Raw genomic sequence first — 18708 nt, forward strand, 5'->3', positions numbered from 1 at the left:
CCAGAGAGGTGATCTATGAGGGCTGTCAGTCAGGAAGTTATTGATAAATTTCTTAAACAGGCAGATTGTGCCATGGAGGATGGAAACTTGGTCCAGCTTATTATAGCAGGATATGAGAATGATAAAGAACTGTTCCATGATGTTTTTCTGCAAAGTCGGCTTATATTAAACATGCGCGGTGAAGATATTCAGGTTTTGCTTAGAAGACTCTCTGAAATTATAAGCGAAGAAAAGGGCAGTGATTTGGTTTGCCTGAACTGTTTGAGATATTACATATGCTGCTGTGATGATGAAATAAAAAGTCTGATCCATGAAAGAGATATCTCTGCACAGGATCTGCTTTATTCCTATGAAAAACTAGTGGTAAAGTATAAAACTGAAGGAAAATTTTTTGATGATGTGCCTCCTCATATTGCAGTATCGCAATTTGAATCTTATGAGAGCGCATTTGGTTGCCTGATAGATACAATAAAAAAATATAAAATACCTTTTACAAATATGACTCCTGGGAAAAGGCAGGACCTGATTCAGATCCTGTCTCTAATAGTACAGAAAGAGAGTGCAACTGAAAAATTTGACAGTGTGTGTTATAAATTTTTTACAACGCATTATACAAATAATTGCTTTGTTATGAAACACACATGTGACTACTGGACGAAATTTGAAATTTACCGTGATTTAAATATTACTTATTTTTATTCGCAGGATCCTACTCAGAGGGATTTAGTCAAGCTGTTTGAAACTTCAGGCTTTTTGACAAGATATTGCAACAATGAAGTTGCCCGGTTTGATTTTGCGAGGGCTGAGAGTTACTGCGCCGAACTGGAAACATTTAAAACCCGTCAGATGCTTGAGTTTCTTTATGGCAGCGAGGACACTGAGTTTGAGTATCAGGCAGGTATTTTTAGAATCCGGGAACTGCTGGAAATAGCAAAAGCCCTTACTGAATATGCTGACAGAAATGATAATTTGTATTATGGGGAAAAACATTATCCCATATTGAAAATCGTTGGGTGTAGGCAATTGCTGAGGATGATTGGTTTATTGCCAACATCCGGGAGAAAGAAGTTAGTGGAACTGTTTTGTTTTGACCTGGACAAAGATAAGGATAAGGGGTATCATGCTGGCAATAAACTTCTCTTTCGGAGGGGAGACCTGATTTATTTATTACATTCCCGGATACAGACACCAACGCTTATAAAAGTCATTGATAAGATTCTGGCCAATGAGGTCGTTGTCAGATATCCGGAGAAAAAGAACCGGGGGATTTATTTTGAAGAATGTCTTGAACAATTTTTCAAAAATAATGCGATTCCATTCTGGAAGTTTTCCCGGAAAAACGGTGAGAAAATTCCTGAAATTGATGGGATATTTTTAATTGATAATATTGTTTTTCTCTATGAGGCTAAAGCCAGCATAAAGCCCGAGTCTTTTTTTGAGTCATTTAATTTTCTAAAGGACAGTTTGCTTAAAGCTCAGACGCAAATACGGGAACGTATGGATTTGCTCGAAACTGACACAGTGAGGCGACAGTTCATAGAAAAACAAACAGGGCTGTCTTTTGTAGGAAAAACTGTGCAGCCGCTAATAATCTGCAACCATATGTTCTTCTCGGGATACAGAGAACTTTCCGTTGATGAAAACCGACATATACCGATCATAGACTTTATATTGCTTAAGATGCTGATTACAGACAAAAAGGCCCCCGTATGGGAGCTTGACGAAAAAAACGGACGTTATAAGAAAAAGGAGCGACAAATATTAAATGGTGAAGATATCCGGAACTATCTCCTTAATCAGATATTATTAAAGGGAGATATTAAGATACAATACCAGCGTACACGATATGGAGTTGTTTTTCCTATATGCCCGCCTGTGGTTATAGATGATGAATTTCCTGTGAACGGTGAAGATGCAGAACTGTATTGATTATATTTATTTTGTACTTTGAAATATGGTCTCTGGATATAAATAAGCGTACTGCCAAGCAGTCTTATGGAGTGCAACCAGGCCAGTTTCCCGACTTGTTGCTGTCAACTGGAAAAACCAGCAGGATTTTGGCAAAAGTTGGCGAAGAGTTATAACAATTATGAGTAGAGATGGCGGTGGCGTTCCCCAATGGCAGATAAAAAACTCAGAGTGCTTGAACTCTTTTGCGGGGCCGGAGGATTTTCTCTCGGATTTAAACTGTATACTGAGAAAAGCTATCATCCGTATGAGATTGTCGGGGCACTTGACTGTGACGCCAACGCCATTGAGACTGTTCGTTCATCACTGATCCGGGCGGGTTATGAACCTGATAAAGCAAAGAAAATAACTATTTGTGGCGATATTCGTGAGGGCAGTGTTAAGCAGAGACTGTATGAAGCCTGTGCCGAAGCGGACATCATCATCGGCGGACCTCCCTGTCAGAGCTTTTCCATGATAGGGCCCCGCTCAGGCTCACCAGAAAAACAGGAAGAGAATGTAACGAATTATCGGAACGATCTCTTTGAGCATTACATTGAGGTTGTAGATCATTACAAGCCTCTTTATTTTGTTTTTGAAAATGTGCTTGGGATACTGTCCAAAAAGGATAAAAATGGTGTCCGCTATATTGAAAAAATAACTAAAAGACTGAAGGATGCCGGTTATTCTCTCCGGAGTTCAAAAGAAGCTATAACGACAGACTTTCTTATCCTCAATGCGGCAGACTATGGAGTTCCACAGCTGAGAGAGCGGGTTATTATTATTGGTAACAGGCTTAACAAGCTCAATCCCTTTCCCGAGCCCACTCACTGTCCAGTGGAACAGGTCGGAGACACCGGTTTGCTACCATATGTGACATTGCGGGATGCCATTGGTGATTTACCGCCTGTACTTCCTAAAATCACCACGACAGCTGCAGGTAAAAAGAAAAAGGGTGTTACTATATGTGAGGCCCGGAAACAAAAGATTGCACGGCGAAATATGAAACGTAACTGTGGGGCAGACCCGGCTGCGTATCACTGGGATGCTTTAAACCAAAGCCTATTCTCCGGGAATAAATCCAGGAGAAGTTTTCTTCGTTTTGTCATGTCCAAATCAGAAGACACTGAATTAACCGGACATATAGCCAGGGGGCAGCAACAGAGTGATATTATTCTGTTCAGATTTATGGAAGAAGGGACTTCTTCCAAAAGCTTTGGCACAAATGACACTCTTAGAAACCGGCGACTCGGAACACTGATCAAATATAAAATGGACAGTTTTGAGGATAAATATAAAAAACTGTCCTGGGACAAACCATGTTCCACGATCTTTGCCCATCTTACCAAAGATGGCAACCGGTTTATTCATCCGGATAGCAGACAGGGACGGACCATAACAGTAAGGGAGGCTGCCAGAATTCAGTCATTTCCCGATGACTATGTCTTTGAGGCCATTGGCAACAGGCGGTATACCTATATTGGCAATGCTGTGCCACCTTTGCTCTCAATGGCAATTGCCGACTCGTTGTTCCATGCGATGAATTCAGGAGAGTTGCAGGCTGCTGGAACGCAAACCGGGAATGACCGTGAAGCCACCGGTACCGACCCGGTTATTCAGGCTGAACTGCAGTGGACGTAAAATCTAAGGAAGCCCGCAGCAAAAACATGGCGGCGATCAAAAGCCGGGACACACGGGTTGAGCTTAAACTGCGAAAAGCTCTTTTCGCAGCCGGTTACCGATACCGGGTGAATTATAAAATTACAGGAAAGCCGGATATTGTCTTTGTGGGAAAAAAAGTTGCTGTGTTTGTTGACGGATGCTTCTGGCATGCCTGTCCGGCCTGTTACAGGGAACCGGAAAACAACCGGGAGTTCTGGCGCAAAAAGATATCCGGAAACAGGGAACGGGATCTGAAAGTAACCCGGGAACTGGAAGAAGCAGGTTGGTTGGTTCTGCGGTTCTGGGAGCATGAAGTCAGGAAAAATACAGAGCCAGTGATGGAAGTAATCAGAACAGCGCTGGCTGAACGATAACCCTGATGCCTTATGGAGTTGAAACGGAACAACGGCCATGAAGGCATTTTTATTTTATGATCACGGAGGTCGGGGTGTATGCCAATAATTCTGTCGCAGCGGGTGGATACAGGCTCGGATTATAATGATGTGCCCTTCGTTGTATATCATTTTCCAAAACGTTACCGGAGGCAGATTAACCCGGGGGATTTATTCCTGTATTATCAGGGGAACCGCGTAAAGAAAGAGCAGCGGTATTATTTTGGAACAGGCATAATCGGAAGGATTGAACTGTGCGAAGATGGTGAGCATTATAATGCCTGGTTTCTGGAAGCGAAACAGTTTACCAGACGGGTTCCTATTTATAATCCGGCGGGCGGGTATTATGAAAGCCTGGATTATACCAGTATACGCAAAAGTGAAACCCCTCCCTGGCAAAATTCAATCAGACCGGTGTCGGAAAGTGCTTTCAGTGCCATTTTGGCTGCCGCGGGCTTGCAGCGCACTGATGACCGGTACGGGGTTATTGAGAACGCGGAGAACCCGCTTCAGGCAATCAGGCTCCTGAATGAAACATATAAGGAATGCTCACCGCAAAAACGTGACCGGATGGTAAGCCTTCATATTGAACGGGGCACACGGATAACCAGTTCACTGAAAAAGCTTCTTGGGCCTTTTTGTCAGATATGCGGCGCCGAGGGATTTGTCAAACATAACGGTGACCGGTATATAGAAGCACATCATCTGGTGCAGATTGCACTGAGTGCTTCCAGTTCACTGTGCTCGGATAATGTAATTCTTGTATGCCCCAACTGTCACCGGGAACTTCATTACGGGCGTGATGTCGAAGTGGCTGACCGGGGAGATGAAATTCTGATCAGCCTTGGTAATGTGAGGGAGCGTCTGATCAGGAAAAACACCGTTGAGTATCTTGAAGACTGTTTGATCAATAATGCCACTGTTATTTAGTTCATAATATTCCCAGGGGGTAAGTACTCTGGCAAAAAACTATGCAATCAGGAAATTTTGAATGCAGGATAAACTCAGATGGATAAACGTGTGTAAATATTGATTGTTTTTACCCATGTTATATTCATACGGGAAGATTTTACTCATATCGGAAAGAGGATAATTCGGGCAGGAGAGCAGTAATTACTCTAAAATGAAGCCTGCTGTTCTGAGATCTTCCAGTACCGATATAGTATTATGAAGATTACCGCTGATTTCCGGCACCACATATCGCACTGTGGCATCGTCAAATATATACAGTAATGCATCCAGGAAGGCTTCTTTCTGGTCTTTGTTATTGTTAAAATAACTTAGGAAGTTCCCGCTATCGCCATTTCTTTTTGAATCAGATTTCATTTTACCTAATATATGAATGCATTTTACATATGCCTGAAATTCTTTTATTTGTCCCAGAAGCCGTGGCATTTTATCTGTCTTAAAAGATCTGTCGAGCTTAAAGAGCTGGGCAAAGTCAATGCTGATCTTTAACTGTAAGTTGTGTTTCGCAATAAGTCCGCACACCTTATCCATGTCATCAACCGATGTAATCAAAAAATCCGGACCGCGGCGCAATGTTCCGCACCGGTTCACCACTGCAATGTCAGTATGAGTGAACCTGCTGCGGATTTCATACTCGAAAGGCTGATAAAGTTCAAGAAATTTTTCAAGGTCAGACACGGTATTCTTTAAAGGAGGATAAATCTCAATAAGTTCGGGCTCTGCCGAACTTTGGGTTTGCTTTTTAATGAGATCGGCAAAAGTGATAGCCCATTCCCTGTTAAGCCATAACAAGGGAATACCGTTATGATGATTTTGTAAAACCGGACTGCATGCTTTCAGCGACGGTGATGAGAAGGTTCTTTTTCCGTAACCATTCTCTGTATTAAGAATATAGCGACCGGTTTCTTTTATCGCTTCAGTATCAAAGTGTGCCTCAGCAAGCCTGACATGGCTGGGTGCTTCCTGCGGAAAGGGATTGTCTGCATACTGGACTAAAACAAGGTGGCGGGTACCGGCAGGATTTACTGTTTGGTGCCGTTTTTCATTTAGGCTCAGATAGACCGGCCAGTATTTTTTATCTCCGGAAACCTGCCATAACCATGTGTACATCAATAAAATTTCCAGTTCCAGTTTGCGGTTAATTAGGAAGGGCAGATCTTTTACCCTCTCGTATAATGCATTGATTTCAAACAGGTCGTGATCGCTGGATTTACAGTCATAGTCACGTACCAGATCAACACGGTCATACTGACGATTATATTCAAATGCGCAATGCTGATCGAACCAGGCGTTAGTGTAATCTTCGGCAAATTTCATCAGATGGACGGAATAGTTATTGAAGGTGTCTTTAATCCATTCAATCATGACGCGGCCCAACTGAGGATGCTCTCCGAAAGTATAATTTGAATTTGTGTTCTTTCTTTTCGCAATGCTGACCATCAATTGAAGTATTTGTTCTTTGTGCTGCTGTATCCAGGGCAGCGTTGACTGGTAGGAATGCAGATAGCCATCAGCGAATGGTCCGAAGTCGTCTGGCTTGTAACGGAGAAGATAAGTAAGATCTGTTTTTAAGTGATTTTTCACTGACAGATCCAGTTGTTTACCATGTTTCATATAGCTGGAAAGAAGCCATTCAGCAGTGTCTCTGTCATACACTGCGAATTGCTTCTTCAGTTTTTCTGCTTTCTTCCATCGGTCGGCTTTGTCTTCATCCAGTTTTTGGGGATCAAGGTATTTCTCGAAATAATCGATAACATAGCTGATGCAGAGGCCCATATTACGCACCCGCTGGTCGAGGTCGAACTCATTTACAGCATCCTTGTTTTTTCTTTTTGCTAAGTATTCCTCTACCGAAAGATACATGGCAGCGACCCCCAATTATTATTAATGATCAATGTATACTGCCTTCAGGGGGGAATGTCCTGTTTCATTCGCAAAAATACTTTTTCATTGGCGGTTTAAAAAACATGCATGCGAAAAGAAAAACCGCCACAGAAATGTGACGGCTGATGCCAGGCCGGCAGAATGTCTTTTTGTAAGAGACGGCATTGTTGGCTGAATTACTTTGAGTACAGTTGATGAGCCACCGAAAAATCGATAGTATTGGATTTGGTCAGGTAGTTGTTGCTACAACAATCATACAACATTGCCGCTGAAAAGTTCCGTAACGGTCTGTGACGAAATATAACGACTTTCCATATCCGTGGCGTTTTGAAGCGTAATGTGGAGCCTTCGCACGACTACGAATCAAAAGGTCGCAGGTTCGAATCCTACCGGGCTTTACACTCGATTCTGATAAATAGTTCCTGGATCACTATAAGAAGTGAATCCAGGAACTGTTTTTTATTTGCGGTTGTGAGAGGAGAGTTGATTAAATATCCTAGTAAGCAATCTGTTTACGCAATTACTTATTCAAAGTTTCCAGGAAACTAGTAAGCAATTCTTTTTGTTCTGCAGTTAAGTGTTTACTTGCTTCCAGCAGTCGTTTGACATTTGGGTTAATATCGGAATCATCTTCTTGGAAAAATTCTGCAAGGGTAATGTCAAGAATTGTACATATAGAATCAAGAGTCTCTAAAGAGCATTTTTTACTACCATTCTCTATCCCGGATACAAAGCTTTGTGATACTTCGAGTTGTTCGGCTAGGGAATTTGAGGTGAATCCTTTAGATTTTCTTATTGTTTTAATTCTTTCGCCAACATTAATCATATTGTTATCCTCCAATATAATCCGACGATTATTGTAATTATAACCTGAATATGAAATAAAAAATCACTTATAAGTTATAAAATTATTGACTTGAAAACCTATAGGTGATAAAATTTAAATATAAATAGAACTGATAAGTTCTATTTTGGAGAGGTTAAGGAGGTGATACGAATAACATAGTTTCCCAAACCAAATCAAAAGCGAGGTGAGCAAACACGCAAAGCAGTATCGTCAGCCGGCAAGCAGGATACTGCCTGGTTCATTGTGCCCAAAAACAGGCACAAAAAGTACAAAACACATTTTTATTATAGCTCATTTACCAAATTTCGTAAACTATCCTGTTACATTCTCTAGTATCCTTCGCACTCGTTCGTAACTCATTTCTGATATGAAGGAGGAGTTCCCATGGATTTTTTAGTTGCCACCGGCGAGAGTTTTATTAAGCTCATTAATACCGGTGGGGAAACACTGGTCGGCATGATCACCGGGATTTTACCGGCGGCTTTAATTGCCCTGACCATTATGAACACCATCATTGCCCTAGTCGGCCAGGACCGGATCGAAGGCCTGGCCCAGCGGCTGGCCGGGAAACGGATTCTGGTTCGCTACTTATTCCTGCCGTACCTGTCGGCGTTTTTCTTTTCCAATCCCACCGCCTTTTTGATGGGGCGGTTTTTGCCGGAGCGATATAAGCCCGGCTACTACGAAGCGGTCAACTGCAGCACGATGGCGCCGCTCATGTGCTTCTTTCCCCATGTCAATCCGGCGGAGTTATATGCTTGGTTAGGCGTGGCTGACGGCGTGATGAAGTTGGGGCTGCCCATCGGGCCGCTGGCAGTCAGCGTCTTTTTCCTGGCCATGTTTACTACGACTTTAAAAGCCTTCGTCGTCGAGAAAATCGCCCATGCCTTAGCCAGGAAGAAGGGCCTCGACTGGGACAAGCTGGAGGCTAGGAAGGTAGGCCAGCCTATCGAGGAACCTTTGCTGTAAAGTGAACATAAAACAATAGAGGGGGATCGTACCTGTGAATCAACCAATTGTAGCTATTTCTCCCGGCCCACGGGGCTGGGGTGTACCCCTGGAAGTCATAATTCAGGACAAGCGCCGTAAGATTGTCTGCATTACCGGCGGCGGCATTCATCCGGTGGCCCAAAGGATTGCCGAACTGTCTGGTGGCGAAGCGGTGGACGGATTCAGTACCATCGTGCCCGATGCCGAGACTGCTTGTGTGGTCGTCAACTGCGGCGGTACGTTACGGTTGGGAATTTTCCCTAAGAAAGGGTTAAAGACAGTCAATGTGAATCCGGTCAGTCCGTCGGGGCCGTTTGCTGCCTACATTAAACCCGGTATCTATGTATCAGCGGTCGGACTGGACCAGATACAAGTCAAAAAGGAGGGAACCCCATGAGTCAGAACTTCGTTTTGTCGCTTTCCTCTGTGATTGGCCGGGTGGTCAGTACCTTCGTCCAGGCCGGACGGGAATCGGTCAAACTGATGCTTAGTACGGTATTACCGTTTATGGTGTTCGTCAGCGCCATTGTCGGCATCATCATGGGCAGCGGCCTCGGTCAACGCATTGCCGATGGACTGGCAGCTTTAGCCGGGAACCCCTGGGGCTTACTGGCCTTAGGGATGGTGTCGGCTATCCCAGTCTTATCACCTATCTTAGGACCGGGGGCGGTTATCCCGCAGACCATCGGTGTCTTAGTGGGCACCTTGATTGCCAGCGGCAAGATTCCGCCGCATCTGGCCTTACCGGCGCTGTTTGCCATTCACCAGCCGGTGGGGGCCGACTTTATCCCCGTGGGCCTGAGCCTGACGGAGGCGGAACCGGAAACCGCCGAAGTCGGCGTCCCGGCAGTGCTGTATGCCAAGTTTCTGGTGGCACCGATTGAAGTAGGGGCCGCCTTGGTTGTCAGCTTCTTTATCTATCAGTAGGAGGAAGTGGACTATGGATATCTACCGCACCGTAATTCAGTCTATCGGTCCCTACGCTTTGGACTTTCTCGAAACTGATGTACTGATTACCTTTTACCCTCAGGCCCCGGACGGGTTAAAGGACTACTGCTTGATTCTGACACCTACGGACTTAGCAGCCGACATTCAAATAGGGGATTATCTGGTATTGGGTGAGAAGCGGTATTTCATTACCGCCGTAGGCCCTGTTGCCAGTGAAAACTTATGCAACCTCGGCCATATCTCACTACGCTTTGACGGAGCCATTACCACTCCCTGGGCTGGTAGCATCCATCTGGCGGGCGGCAAACCTAGGGCCGCGAGTGTAGGCGAGACTCTGGCTATTGAGCGGGAAGCGTAGGGGAGGGAGGTAAGGCCGTATGAACAGCCTAAGCCTGGAAGCCCTGCTAGTCTATCTCTTTTTGCTCATCCTACTGCAGGGACTGCTCGGCATTTACCAACTGAAAAAGATTACCCGGACATTGGGACGACTGCAGAAGCTTGGTATTTGCGGCTGTGGGATAGCCCGACACTGGACGGGATGGCGGGTGTACTATCTGATTCTGGCTGACTCGACGGGGCGCATCCGCAGTGCCTACCGATTGAAAGGCATCAGCCTCGGTACTGATTTTGTGCCGGACAAACGGTTTATTTTTGGTGAAATTCCCGAACTGCTGGCCGACTATGGACAGCGGGAAAGATTAACCCTCCAAGAGACCGCCCAGCTTCGCGCCGCCGAAGAGGTTCATCGGAAACTGGCGGCATTGCAAGCCGTTCAGGCGGTCTAACACCAACATAAAGGAGAATCAACGATCATGAACCAGGAGAAATATCCGGTTACCTATGGCCGGAATCTGCTAACCATCTTAACTGACAGTAAAGAAAACTGGCTGATTGTCACTGATCCGGTCATCTGGGAGAAGCTGAAAGGACAGGTCAAACAAGACGCTATCCAGCTCTATTTTGTCACTACCATGGAGAAAAAGATCATGGACGAAGAAGTTAAAACCCTGTCGGGTTTTACGCAGGTGCTGGGCCTGGGTGGCGGTATGGCTGCCGATGCGGCCAAGCTATGGGCCACGGCTCATCAGGTGCCACTTTACCAGATGCCGACCGCCTTATCGGTCAATGCCTTTCTCTGCTACAAGACAGCCGTTCGCTACGACCATGTGGTTAAATATGAAGGCGATATTCTGCCCAAGGAGATTCTGATTGATTTTGATATCCTGGAGCAGGCGCCCCGCCATTTAAACCTGTCGGGCGTCGGTGATTTATTAAGCTGCCTGACCGCCAGCTATGACTGGAAGATCAATGCCTTAATCACCAAATCTCATGCCTTTGATCAGCGGATCTATGAGGAGACCCAGGAGATGCTGGCCCTGTTAGCTGAGTATATGGGAGATATTGTACAGAACAAAGAACCGGGCCTGCGCTTTATCGTCCGGGCCTATAAGGGAATCGCCGAACACAGCTACCGGATGCGGCATACCATGTGGGAAGACGGCTCAGAGCATAACGTTTTTATGAACCTGGAACGGATCACCGGCAGGCAGTTTCTCCACGGCCAGGCCGTTTGCCTGGGTGTCTACTTTATGTCGGCTTTCCAGGATAACCAGCATGAACGGGCGGTGTCGCTGATTCAGCGGTCGGAGATTGATATCCGGCCCCAGGCGCTGCAGGTTACGATCGACGATATACGGCAGGCGTTACTCACGCTGAACCAGTTTGTCCGGGATCAGAATATCCGTTATTCGATCTGCAATGCCAAAGAGGTTACAGCGGAGTGGGTAGAAGAGATCTTAGCGAAGTATCAACGGGATTTTCCCGTCGGATAAGGTAAGCAACCAAATACAAAATCAGTACCAATACATCACCGGGCAGGCGGATTGCCTGCCCGGTATAAGGAGGAGTACCGTCAGTGAAGATCATTGTCACCGATTCGTATGAAGCATCCTGTCGGGAAGCGGCGAACCAACTGTTGAGCGTTATTAAGGGTAATCCGCAAGCCTGTTTAGGTTTGGCGACCGGCGGGACAGCGCAAGGGGTGTATCCGCATCTGATTGAGGCGTATAAGCAGCAGGCGGTGAGCTATACAGAAATCCGGACGGTGAATCTGGATGAATATATCGGCCTAAAGCCCGATCATCCCCAGAGCTACCGCCATTATATGGATACATATTTCTTTGATCATATCGACATCAATCCGCTCAATACCTATATTCCGTCGGGTAGCCAACTGCTGCAGCCGGAGATCACCAACTTTAGCCGTATCCTGGAGATCTGGCCGCGGGATGTGCAGCTACTGGGTGTCGGGGTGAACGGGCATATCGGGTTTAACGAGCCGGGGGAAGTGCTGCAGGCCGGGGTGCATATCGCCACACTGGATGAGGCTACGATTAAGGCGAACGCCCGGTTCTTCACCAGCGAGGACGAGGTACCGAAGACGGCCATCACGATGGGCGTGGGCGATATTCTGCAGGCCGGGAAGATTGTACTGCTGGCCACCGGCAGCCAGAAGGCCGCTGTATTGAAGAAGCTGCTAGCCGGGGATGATGTCACTACGCAAGTTCCCTGCACGCTCTTAAAGCTGCACCGGGATGTGACGGTGATCCTGGATAAGGAACTGGCCCAGCAGGTGGGGGTAAGCTCCCGGTTTACTGAGTAAGCGGCGGGAGAGTGGAAACGCCGGAAGTTTAATTTGGAACATTCGCCCAAGAACATTGGTTGACAAGTCTAAGTCGGTATTGCATTATAGGTTGTTGTGCCTTATATGAAAAGGGAATCCTGCCAATCTATTGATGGATTGGCAGGATTTTGGCCGTTATTGGGAAATATATGATAAGAAGGTAGGGCCAGGGTTTTGCTTAGCCGGTTATCCTATGGGTGTGCGAGCCGGCGGCAGGAATGGGCTGATGAAAAGTGTGAAAAAGGAGTGGAAATATGAAACAGGCAATTTATATAGCAAGGATGCTTGTTGTTGTATCGGCTATCTGGCTTATGGGGGTAGTACCATGCTTAGCGGCAGACGCGGGGCAAGATCATTTGGGGAAATGGAGCTACACGGATGAGATAAGAAAGTTTGCCGATCCGATGACGGAGAATTTACTGCAAATGATTAATCAGGATAATTACGGCCAATTTAGCAAGGACTTTTCGCAAAAAATGAAAGAGGTCATTCCGGAGTCTGAGTATAAGAAGATACGGGACGATATCCAGACTAAATTTGGCTCCTATGCTTCCAAGGAATTTGTCAGTCTGGAAATCCGGGAAACCTATCTGACTGTTTATTATAAGGTTACGTTTTCACAAAGTGAAAAGCCTGTTTTGGTCAGAAGCGTTTTTGTTAAAGAAAATAATAAAATCCGTGTGGGAGGGTTTTGGTTAAGCCCCTTGTCATATGCGGGTAATAATGGGGAGCAGTGACAACAAAGTCATAGTAGAAATTCATTTTAGCCAGGAGAACAACAATTATGAAAAATTCTGCTACATACGAATACCATCACATGGGAATTCCTACCGATAAACCACAGGCAGGGGAACGATATAGTTCCACTTTCAAGATGTATACGACAGCTGGCCATAATGAATTTCGGATACAGTGGCACCGTTTTGAAGAAGGCTGCCCGTTACATCCTCTGGTACAGAGTGTACCTCATATTGCGTTTAAGGTGGACAGTATTGAAAAAGCAATAGAAGGCAAAGTTGTACTGTTAGAACCGTATTATCCTTTTGATAACTACAGAGTAGCCATCATTGAAGTAGAGGGGGCGCCTGTCGAGCTTATTGAAACCAGTCTTAGTGAAGAGCAGATATGGTGCGATTCCCATAATAATTCAGTCATATATCCCAATAAAGATTAACTATAATATAATCAAATCCCCACTCAGTGGTTCCCTAGACTCCCCCGATAGGTAGACAGGAGAAATATAAAACCTGTTGCCGAGAGGGGGAGTATTTTCATGCTATGAAAGAGTCAATATAGCGGTGAAGAAAAGTTGGCAATCCTAGATGAGTTTGATCAAGGGACTGGCCATAAACCGGTGGCGACTTTACAGGTTAGCTGTAAAGTTGTTATGTGCAAAGACTCTTTACAACCTCATATTTCAAATTTTATTCCTATGAGCTTTTCGCTCAAAGCCCATAGCCGTTGAGCCAGTTGAGCATCAATTGCCCACGGACGTACGCCAAACGGGCTGGTACTGTCAGAGGCAACCGTTATGGCTATGTCACAATCCTCGCAATAGACGCCACCCATGTCATCTAATTGCGCACTTGTTGCACACCAGACACTGGTCGCAGCCCCTTGCTCCACCGACTTATATTGAGCGTTAGTTTCATCAGAGGTGATAAGCCCTTGCGAGTTTTTCACCGGTTGCGGTTTAAGCTCTGAGGGGTCTAAATCACGGCCTAAATCGGTATCAGGCACTAAGCCCGGATGCACGGCAAAAGCCCGAACGGCGTAGTCTCTTCCGCGTTTGTCGAGTTCGAGTGCAAACAAGCTGTTTGCTGATTTTGACTGGGCATAGGCGGTGAATTTGTTATATTCCTTGTTTTCAAAGTTGGGGTCAGCAAAATCAACACCACCGAGACGGTGTCCGCGTGATGAAAGCGCAACGACTCTCGCGCCATGTGCTCTTACTAATGCCGGCCAAAGCCTTGCGGTCAGTTGAAAATGTCCCAAATGGTTTGTTGAAAACTGTGATTCAAAACCGCGTGAATCACGCCTAAGCGGGGTAAACATCACCCCGGCGCTATTAATAAGCAGGTGCAGCGGACGGTTGGTAGCTAAAAAACGTGCAGCAAAATCATCAATCGATGTAGAGTCCATCAAATCAGTTTTTTCAAGCTCTACATGGGGGATTCCCTCTAAGGCTTTAAGGGACTTTTCCGGCGAGCGGGCGGGTACAATCACGGTGGCGCCTGCGTTGGCCAGGGCACGGGTTGTTTCGAGACCTATACCGGAATATCCTCCTGTCACAATAGCTATCTTCCCTGTAAGATCACAACCCTTGAGGATTTCTTTGGCGGTTGTCTGGGGACCAAAGCCGGAATTTATCGGTACTTGTTTCGTATATTCCATTGGTAGCTACTCCTTTAATTTCGGATTTAGCAAATCAATTTTCTTCCCGGATAACGCGCCGTATCCGGCTGAGCGATACTGGCGTAATGCCTAAATAGGAAGCAATATGGGTTTGGCTAACCCGTTTCTCGATATGGGGATAAGTCTTTTTTAAATCGAGATAACGCTCAGTAGCGCTTTTGGTAATCAACGCATTTTCTCTTAGTATTTTATTGTTCAAGGACTGTTCCAGTATTCTTGTGTAATCCAAGAGAACATGAATATTATTCTGTAAGGTTTCCTTTAACACTTGGCGGTCGAGTACCAACGAAACACAGTCCTCTAATGCTTCAAAACTGCATACACTGGCCTTTTTCATTGTTAAAAAGTCAGAACCGTAATAGGTGTTTTCAAAGATAAATAAATTAGTTACGTCCACACCCTCAACGTTTAAAAAGAAAACCCGTATTAGCCCGGACAATAAGATGCTCGGCTCATAGCTGTCTTGTCCCGCTACTATAATTAAGTCTCCTTTTTTATGCTTCCTTATTTGGCCCGTGGATAAAAATCGATCTTTGATAGCATCATCAGTCATTAGCGGCAAATCTGATACATTGTTTTTTAAATATGGAAGGTCTGTTTCTTTCATAGCTGCTCTATCCTCCTAATCTTATTGTATCTAAATCGCCGTTCTTTTCCTTATCATAGGATAAGATTTTATAAAAAACATTATTTTTTCCAGTTTTATCCGGGAAAGGTTCTGTGGCAAGGTGAAATTGAAAGGAGAAAGGGTGTATTACGTAGAATGACCAGGCATAGCGAGAACCTGCATGTGCATTCTTGGGCTAAAAAAGGAGCATGGCAAATGAAATACGAATGGAAAAAGGAAGAAAAACAATTATACCTGCCTAAGACCCTTCCGGAATTAATTACGGTCCCCAAGCAAAAATTCTTTATGTTAAAAGGGAAGGGGAATCCGAATCGGGATTCCTTTGCTGAAGAAGTAGGTGTTCTTTATTCATTGGCATATGCTGTTAGAATGATGCCCAAACAAGGCTATACTCCCGAAGGATATTTTGAATATACGGTCTATCCCTTAGAGGGATTATGGGATTTAACGGAAGAGGGAAGAAAGTCCGCAACGTTGGACAAGGACGAGTTTCTATACACCATCATGATTCGACAGCCCGATTTTGTGACCCAGGATGTTGCTGACAAGGCCTTTGAGCTTGTAAGAAAAAAGAAACCGCATCCATTACTGGAGCGTGTGGTATTTGATACGATGGAGGATGGCTTATCAGTACAAATGCTTCACCTAGGTTCATATGATAATGAGCCTCAAAGTTTTAACCTGATGAGGGACTTTATAGCAAAAAACAATCTTGAAATAACATCTTTAAAGCACCGGGAAATTTATCTTTCCGACGCGCGAAAAGTTGAACCGGCTAAATTAAAAACCGTTTTAAGGTATAGGGTTAAGCCCATAGCGTGATACAGGGAAAGCTGTAAAATAAATAACAAACAAATCGAATGAACCGTCCCTCTGGATGCGGAAGAATGATGAGAGGGTTGTGCTTAATACTAATTAAACGGATATGTCGGGAGGGAGTTTCATGATTCAGGGGATATGCCTAGGTAATATTATGGTTGACTGCGGCGATGAAATAAAGCTATGCGAATTCTACCATCAATTACTTGGCTGGGAAAAACGAAACATGTTTGGACGGCCTGCCTTATGTAGTGGAACTGGGATTGTATTTCTGTTTATGGAAGAAGCGGATTATGTGCCACCTGTCTGGCCGGAAGAAAAAGAAAAGCAGCAAAAACAAATGCATTTCGATTTTCAGGTGCCCGATGTTGCCGCAGCAGTTGAATACGCTAAATCCCTCGGCGCGATTGAGGCAACATCCCAATTTGGCGGTCGTGAGTTTGTTACAATGCTAGATCCTGCCGGACACCCGTTTTGCCTTTGCGCCGAAGATAATATGGCTTAATATAATAGGCACTTGAAGTCTCGGGAGAGGTGATATTGATGAGTCATAGAATTGAAACAAAAGTATCCATAACTGCACAGGGAACATGCCTGGCGCGGACAGTATCCTATTATGAAAAGGATTCTAATTACAAAAGCGATGATTATGTTGCTCCGGTCATGGGACCTCCATTTCTTGGTTTCCTGGCTAAACATGACTTTTCCCGGAAGCTGTTAAAAAATTGCTTCCTTAAAGCTCCGGGGAATTATGAATATTTGATTGCCCGGACCAAATTCATTGATGCGATGTTTAAGAATATGGGCGGGAATGTTGAACAAATCGTCGTATTTGGCGCCGGATTTGATTCCCGGGCGATTCGGTTTCAAAAGGAATTAAAAAACGCGACGGTATTTGAACTTGACGCTCCGGTAACCCAGCAAGCTAAAAGAGAGAGAATTAGGGGAGCCAACATTCAGCTTCCGGAGAATCTAAAATTTATTTCTATTGATTTTAACAAAGAAGCCGTCTCGGAAAAGTTAGATGAAGCCGGTTTTAAACAAAATAAGACTTGCCTTTTTCTGCTTGAAGGGTTAACGATGTATCTTAATCAGACGTCTATCGATCAAACCTTTCAACTGATTGATCAATATACAGGGCAAGACAGCCTGATTATTTTTGATTATGTTTCTGCTTCGATGGTTAGACAAGAACAGCTTCAAAATGATCCTCAGGTTATAAAACATTATCAGGTTCTTGCTAAAGCCGGTGAGAAACCCGGTTTTGCAATTGATGGACATATTCAGGATTTTTTAGCAAAATATAATTTAGCTTTAATGGAAGAATTGGATTCGGTTAAACTGGCGGAAAGATATTTTGGTGAAGAAGATTTAGGACTACTTGCTAAAAAATTTAGAATTATAACGGCAAAAAAGTCAGGATAATCAAGTAAGTGCTATTAAGCTGGCCGTTCGGCGTATGGAGTTACGGGGGCGGTCCTTTTGAATCGATATTTGGTGCGTGTTAAAAAATTTGAAGTTGTAGGTTTGGCGGGGTAAGAGTAAAAATCAAGCAAATGTTCACCTGGATTTAAAAGAGGCGGCATCTGGTGTTTTAGACCGGATGCCGCCTTTTGGGCTGTGACAAAGTTTAATTTGATCGTTGTTTAGCAAGGCCGTTGCTTGTTAGAGCAAGTAGGCCCTTAGGCACTTAGTTTTTGAATAAAATCTCCAACATCCTTGATACTCAGGATTACACTCTTGGTAAATGCCCGATCGACTGTTTTATTGGTCATTTTTACTTTTATATGAATGGTTAGTTCACCCATGACCTCTTGTAATTCGGTTAAAAATTGATCGTATTTTTCTTGTTCTGTTCCGGTAAATTGACAGTCATTGTAGGCAATAAAATTGGTAGAAACTGTGTATTGGATAACAAAGTCGGTATGGTTCCCGGTAATGATAAGTTTATATAGTTTCATTTCCATCCTCCAGAAGTAGTTATAGTTTGCTTGCAATAAATATTAAGCAAAATCCATGCCAACATACTATACAGGCTGCTGTCTTACCGTTCTTGAGCAACAAGCGCTGCAGCGGGTTCCTAGTGTTTTCCTTTGCAGGTGTAGTGTTTGTATCTTGGCTTCCTTGTTGAAACAGTTAGGTTGGATCTGTTTTGCGGCAGGGTTTACTGACAAGTTTTGCGCGACAGTTACTAGGATTGCCTCATTTACAAGCTCGTTGCAGGGGATTACGGGCAATATTCAGAACACCGTATCACTGATCGCGCTTGCGATGGAGCAGTTAAATAAATTAAGCGCCATAGCTGATGCCAGTCAGGGCAAGTTGAACCAGTTGGTTGAGCTAGTCCGGTTTATGGATAAAAGCAAATAAAGCTACATAAACAAGTCTCCCGGTTTTGACTGTCCGATCAAGCCCGGGAGACTTGTTTGCGTTTATGGGAACCCGGTTGAGGTAAGAGCAAGATTTATAAATAAGTAGGCAAGGATTAGTAATGTAAACCGGAGAAAATAATTCTATAATAAAA

22 protein-coding genes are annotated in these 18708 nt (G+C 44.6%); 17 read left to right on the forward strand and 5 right to left on the reverse strand.

What is annotated here, in order from left to right; all coding sequences use genetic code 11:
• The first annotated feature begins 15 nt into the window (after window positions 1-15).
• The 4 genes from F3H20_RS05195 (at window position 16) to F3H20_RS05210 (ending at window position 4931) form a co-directional block, all read left to right on the forward strand.
• Window positions 16-1929 (forward strand): hypothetical protein, encoded by a 1914-nt coding sequence (locus tag F3H20_RS05195; protein WP_149733885.1) that lies wholly within the window; start codon window positions 16-18, stop codon window positions 1927-1929.
• A gap of 189 nt (window positions 1930-2118) precedes the next feature.
• The gene (locus tag F3H20_RS05200) at window positions 2119-3588 is read left to right on the forward strand and encodes a DNA cytosine methyltransferase (protein WP_149733886.1); all 1470 of its coding nucleotides are present in this window, start codon (window positions 2119-2121) and stop codon (window positions 3586-3588) included.
• Window positions 3579-3983 (forward strand): very short patch repair endonuclease, encoded by a 405-nt coding sequence (locus tag F3H20_RS05205; RefSeq protein ID WP_149733887.1) that lies wholly within the window; start codon window positions 3579-3581, stop codon window positions 3981-3983. The genes F3H20_RS05200 and F3H20_RS05205 overlap by 10 nt, the downstream gene beginning before the upstream one ends.
• 78 nt (window positions 3984-4061) lie before the next feature.
• A complete protein-coding gene (locus tag F3H20_RS05210) occupies window positions 4062-4931 on the forward strand; it encodes an HNH endonuclease (protein WP_149733888.1) in 870 nt (289 codons plus the stop codon).
• 183 nt (window positions 4932-5114) lie between these two features.
• Here F3H20_RS05210 and F3H20_RS05215 read toward each other — a convergent pair whose 3' ends face one another.
• Window positions 5115-6833 (reverse strand): hypothetical protein, encoded by a 1719-nt coding sequence (locus F3H20_RS05215; RefSeq protein ID WP_149733889.1) that lies wholly within the window; start codon window positions 6831-6833, stop codon window positions 5115-5117.
• 541 nt (window positions 6834-7374) lie between these two features.
• Complete coding sequence (locus tag F3H20_RS05220; RefSeq protein ID WP_149733890.1) at window positions 7375-7680, reverse strand: helix-turn-helix domain-containing protein; 306 nt, start codon at window positions 7678-7680, stop codon at window positions 7375-7377.
• A 405-nt stretch (window positions 7681-8085) separates the two neighbouring features.
• On the opposite strand from F3H20_RS05220, the gene srlA reads away from it, so the two are divergent.
• The 9 genes from srlA (at window position 8086) to F3H20_RS05260 (ending at window position 13496) form a co-directional block, all read left to right on the forward strand.
• Window positions 8086-8670 (forward strand): PTS glucitol/sorbitol transporter subunit IIC, encoded by a 585-nt coding sequence (gene srlA / locus F3H20_RS05225; RefSeq protein WP_149733891.1) that lies wholly within the window; start codon window positions 8086-8088, stop codon window positions 8668-8670.
• A gap of 34 nt (window positions 8671-8704) precedes the next feature.
• Window positions 8705-9088: a hypothetical protein gene (locus tag F3H20_RS20355; RefSeq protein ID WP_316842525.1), complete on the forward strand. Its 384-nt coding sequence runs from the start codon at window positions 8705-8707 to the stop codon at window positions 9086-9088.
• The gene (locus F3H20_RS20360) at window positions 9085-9618 is read left to right on the forward strand and encodes a PTS sorbitol transporter subunit IIB (RefSeq protein WP_316842527.1); all 534 of its coding nucleotides are present in this window, start codon (window positions 9085-9087) and stop codon (window positions 9616-9618) included. Before F3H20_RS20355 ends, F3H20_RS20360 begins: the two co-directional genes overlap by 4 nt.
• Before the next feature lie 13 nt (window positions 9619-9631).
• Window positions 9632-9997 (forward strand): PTS glucitol/sorbitol transporter subunit IIA, encoded by a 366-nt coding sequence (locus tag F3H20_RS05235; RefSeq protein WP_149733892.1) that lies wholly within the window; start codon window positions 9632-9634, stop codon window positions 9995-9997.
• Window positions 9998-10016: 19 nt separating this feature from the next.
• Window positions 10017-10424, forward strand: a complete 408-nt coding sequence (locus F3H20_RS05240) for a transcriptional regulator GutM (protein ID WP_149733893.1) — start codon at window positions 10017-10019, stop codon at window positions 10422-10424.
• A gap of 27 nt (window positions 10425-10451) precedes the next feature.
• Window positions 10452-11471 (forward strand): iron-containing alcohol dehydrogenase, encoded by a 1020-nt coding sequence (locus F3H20_RS05245; RefSeq protein WP_149733894.1) that lies wholly within the window; start codon window positions 10452-10454, stop codon window positions 11469-11471.
• Between the two features lie 83 nt (window positions 11472-11554).
• The gene (locus F3H20_RS05250; RefSeq protein ID WP_149733895.1) at window positions 11555-12301 is read left to right on the forward strand and encodes a glucosamine-6-phosphate deaminase; all 747 of its coding nucleotides are present in this window, start codon (window positions 11555-11557) and stop codon (window positions 12299-12301) included.
• A gap of 275 nt (window positions 12302-12576) precedes the next feature.
• Window positions 12577-13059, forward strand: a complete 483-nt coding sequence (locus tag F3H20_RS05255) for a DUF3887 domain-containing protein (RefSeq protein WP_149733896.1) — start codon at window positions 12577-12579, stop codon at window positions 13057-13059.
• A 47-nt stretch (window positions 13060-13106) separates the two neighbouring features.
• Window positions 13107-13496: a hypothetical protein gene (locus F3H20_RS05260; RefSeq protein ID WP_091748739.1), complete on the forward strand. Its 390-nt coding sequence runs from the start codon at window positions 13107-13109 to the stop codon at window positions 13494-13496.
• Between the two features lie 236 nt (window positions 13497-13732).
• On the opposite strand, the gene F3H20_RS05265 is transcribed toward F3H20_RS05260, so the two are convergent.
• Together F3H20_RS05265 and F3H20_RS05270 are read right to left on the reverse strand one after the other, a co-directional pair.
• Window positions 13733-14716, reverse strand: coding sequence for an oxidoreductase (locus F3H20_RS05265; protein WP_149733897.1), 984 nt, complete (start codon window positions 14714-14716; stop codon window positions 13733-13735).
• A 34-nt stretch (window positions 14717-14750) separates the two neighbouring features.
• Entirely contained in the window at window positions 14751-15344 is a 594-nt protein-coding gene (locus F3H20_RS05270) for a Crp/Fnr family transcriptional regulator (RefSeq protein WP_223191631.1), read from the reverse strand.
• Window positions 15345-15560: 216 nt separating this feature from the next.
• Between F3H20_RS05270 and F3H20_RS05275 the strand changes: the two genes are divergently transcribed.
• From F3H20_RS05275 to F3H20_RS05285, 3 genes are all read left to right on the forward strand, one after another.
• The gene (locus tag F3H20_RS05275; RefSeq protein ID WP_149733898.1) at window positions 15561-16187 is read left to right on the forward strand and encodes a GyrI-like domain-containing protein; all 627 of its coding nucleotides are present in this window, start codon (window positions 15561-15563) and stop codon (window positions 16185-16187) included.
• 121 nt (window positions 16188-16308) lie between these two features.
• Window positions 16309-16689 (forward strand): VOC family protein, encoded by a 381-nt coding sequence (locus F3H20_RS05280; RefSeq protein ID WP_149733899.1) that lies wholly within the window; start codon window positions 16309-16311, stop codon window positions 16687-16689.
• Window positions 16690-16727: 38 nt separating this feature from the next.
• Complete coding sequence (locus tag F3H20_RS05285; RefSeq protein WP_223191637.1) at window positions 16728-17609, forward strand: class I SAM-dependent methyltransferase; 882 nt, start codon at window positions 16728-16730, stop codon at window positions 17607-17609.
• A 257-nt stretch (window positions 17610-17866) separates the two neighbouring features.
• Here F3H20_RS05285 and F3H20_RS05290 read toward each other — a convergent pair whose 3' ends face one another.
• Window positions 17867-18145 carry a hypothetical protein gene (locus F3H20_RS05290; RefSeq protein ID WP_149733901.1) on the reverse strand — a complete coding sequence of 93 codons (279 nt, stop codon included), beginning with the start codon at window positions 18143-18145 and terminating at the stop codon, window positions 17867-17869.
• Between the two features lie 154 nt (window positions 18146-18299).
• Between F3H20_RS05290 and F3H20_RS05295 the strand changes: the two genes are divergently transcribed.
• Window positions 18300-18554, forward strand: a complete 255-nt coding sequence (locus F3H20_RS05295; RefSeq protein ID WP_149733902.1) for a hypothetical protein — start codon at window positions 18300-18302, stop codon at window positions 18552-18554.
• Window positions 18555-18708: the final 154 nt, after the last annotated feature.

The organism is Propionispora hippei DSM 15287 (assembly GCF_900141835.1).
In the GTDB taxonomy this organism is placed as follows: domain Bacteria; phylum Bacillota; class Negativicutes; order Propionisporales; family Propionisporaceae; genus Propionispora; species Propionispora hippei.

Bases quoted from the DNA above. Each gene is read 5' to 3' on its own strand.
- F3H20_RS05220 (WP_149733890.1), bottom strand. From the start codon at position 7,680: ATGATTAATGTTGGCGAAAGAATTAAAACAATAAGAAAATCTAAAGGA.
- F3H20_RS05215 (WP_149733889.1), bottom strand. From the start codon at position 6,833: ATGTATCTTTCGGTAGAGGAATACTTAGCAAAAAGAAAAAACAAGGAT.
- F3H20_RS05255 (WP_149733896.1), top strand. From the start codon at position 12,577: ATGAAACAGGCAATTTATATAGCAAGGATGCTTGTTGTTGTATCGGCT.
- F3H20_RS05200 (WP_149733886.1), top strand. From the start codon at position 2,119: ATGGCAGATAAAAAACTCAGAGTGCTTGAACTCTTTTGCGGGGCCGGA.
- F3H20_RS05270 (WP_223191631.1), bottom strand. From the start codon at position 15,344: ATGAAAGAAACAGACCTTCCATATTTAAAAAACAATGTATCAGATTTG.
- F3H20_RS05265 (WP_149733897.1), bottom strand. From the start codon at position 14,716: ATGGAATATACGAAACAAGTACCGATAAATTCCGGCTTTGGTCCCCAG.
- F3H20_RS05285 (WP_223191637.1), top strand. From the start codon at position 16,728: ATGAGTCATAGAATTGAAACAAAAGTATCCATAACTGCACAGGGAACA.
- F3H20_RS20360 (WP_316842527.1), top strand. From the start codon at position 9,085: ATGAGTCAGAACTTCGTTTTGTCGCTTTCCTCTGTGATTGGCCGGGTG.
- F3H20_RS05260 (WP_091748739.1), top strand. From the start codon at position 13,107: ATGAAAAATTCTGCTACATACGAATACCATCACATGGGAATTCCTACC.
- srlA (WP_149733891.1), top strand. From the start codon at position 8,086: ATGGATTTTTTAGTTGCCACCGGCGAGAGTTTTATTAAGCTCATTAAT.
- F3H20_RS05245 (WP_149733894.1), top strand. From the start codon at position 10,452: ATGAACCAGGAGAAATATCCGGTTACCTATGGCCGGAATCTGCTAACC.
- F3H20_RS05275 (WP_149733898.1), top strand. From the start codon at position 15,561: ATGAAATACGAATGGAAAAAGGAAGAAAAACAATTATACCTGCCTAAG.
- F3H20_RS05240 (WP_149733893.1), top strand. From the start codon at position 10,017: ATGAACAGCCTAAGCCTGGAAGCCCTGCTAGTCTATCTCTTTTTGCTC.
- F3H20_RS05235 (WP_149733892.1), top strand. From the start codon at position 9,632: ATGGATATCTACCGCACCGTAATTCAGTCTATCGGTCCCTACGCTTTG.
- F3H20_RS05280 (WP_149733899.1), top strand. From the start codon at position 16,309: ATGATTCAGGGGATATGCCTAGGTAATATTATGGTTGACTGCGGCGAT.
- F3H20_RS05195 (WP_149733885.1), top strand. From the start codon at position 16: ATGAGGGCTGTCAGTCAGGAAGTTATTGATAAATTTCTTAAACAGGCA.
- F3H20_RS05290 (WP_149733901.1), bottom strand. From the start codon at position 18,145: ATGAAACTATATAAACTTATCATTACCGGGAACCATACCGACTTTGTT.
- F3H20_RS05210 (WP_149733888.1), top strand. From the start codon at position 4,062: ATGCCAATAATTCTGTCGCAGCGGGTGGATACAGGCTCGGATTATAAT.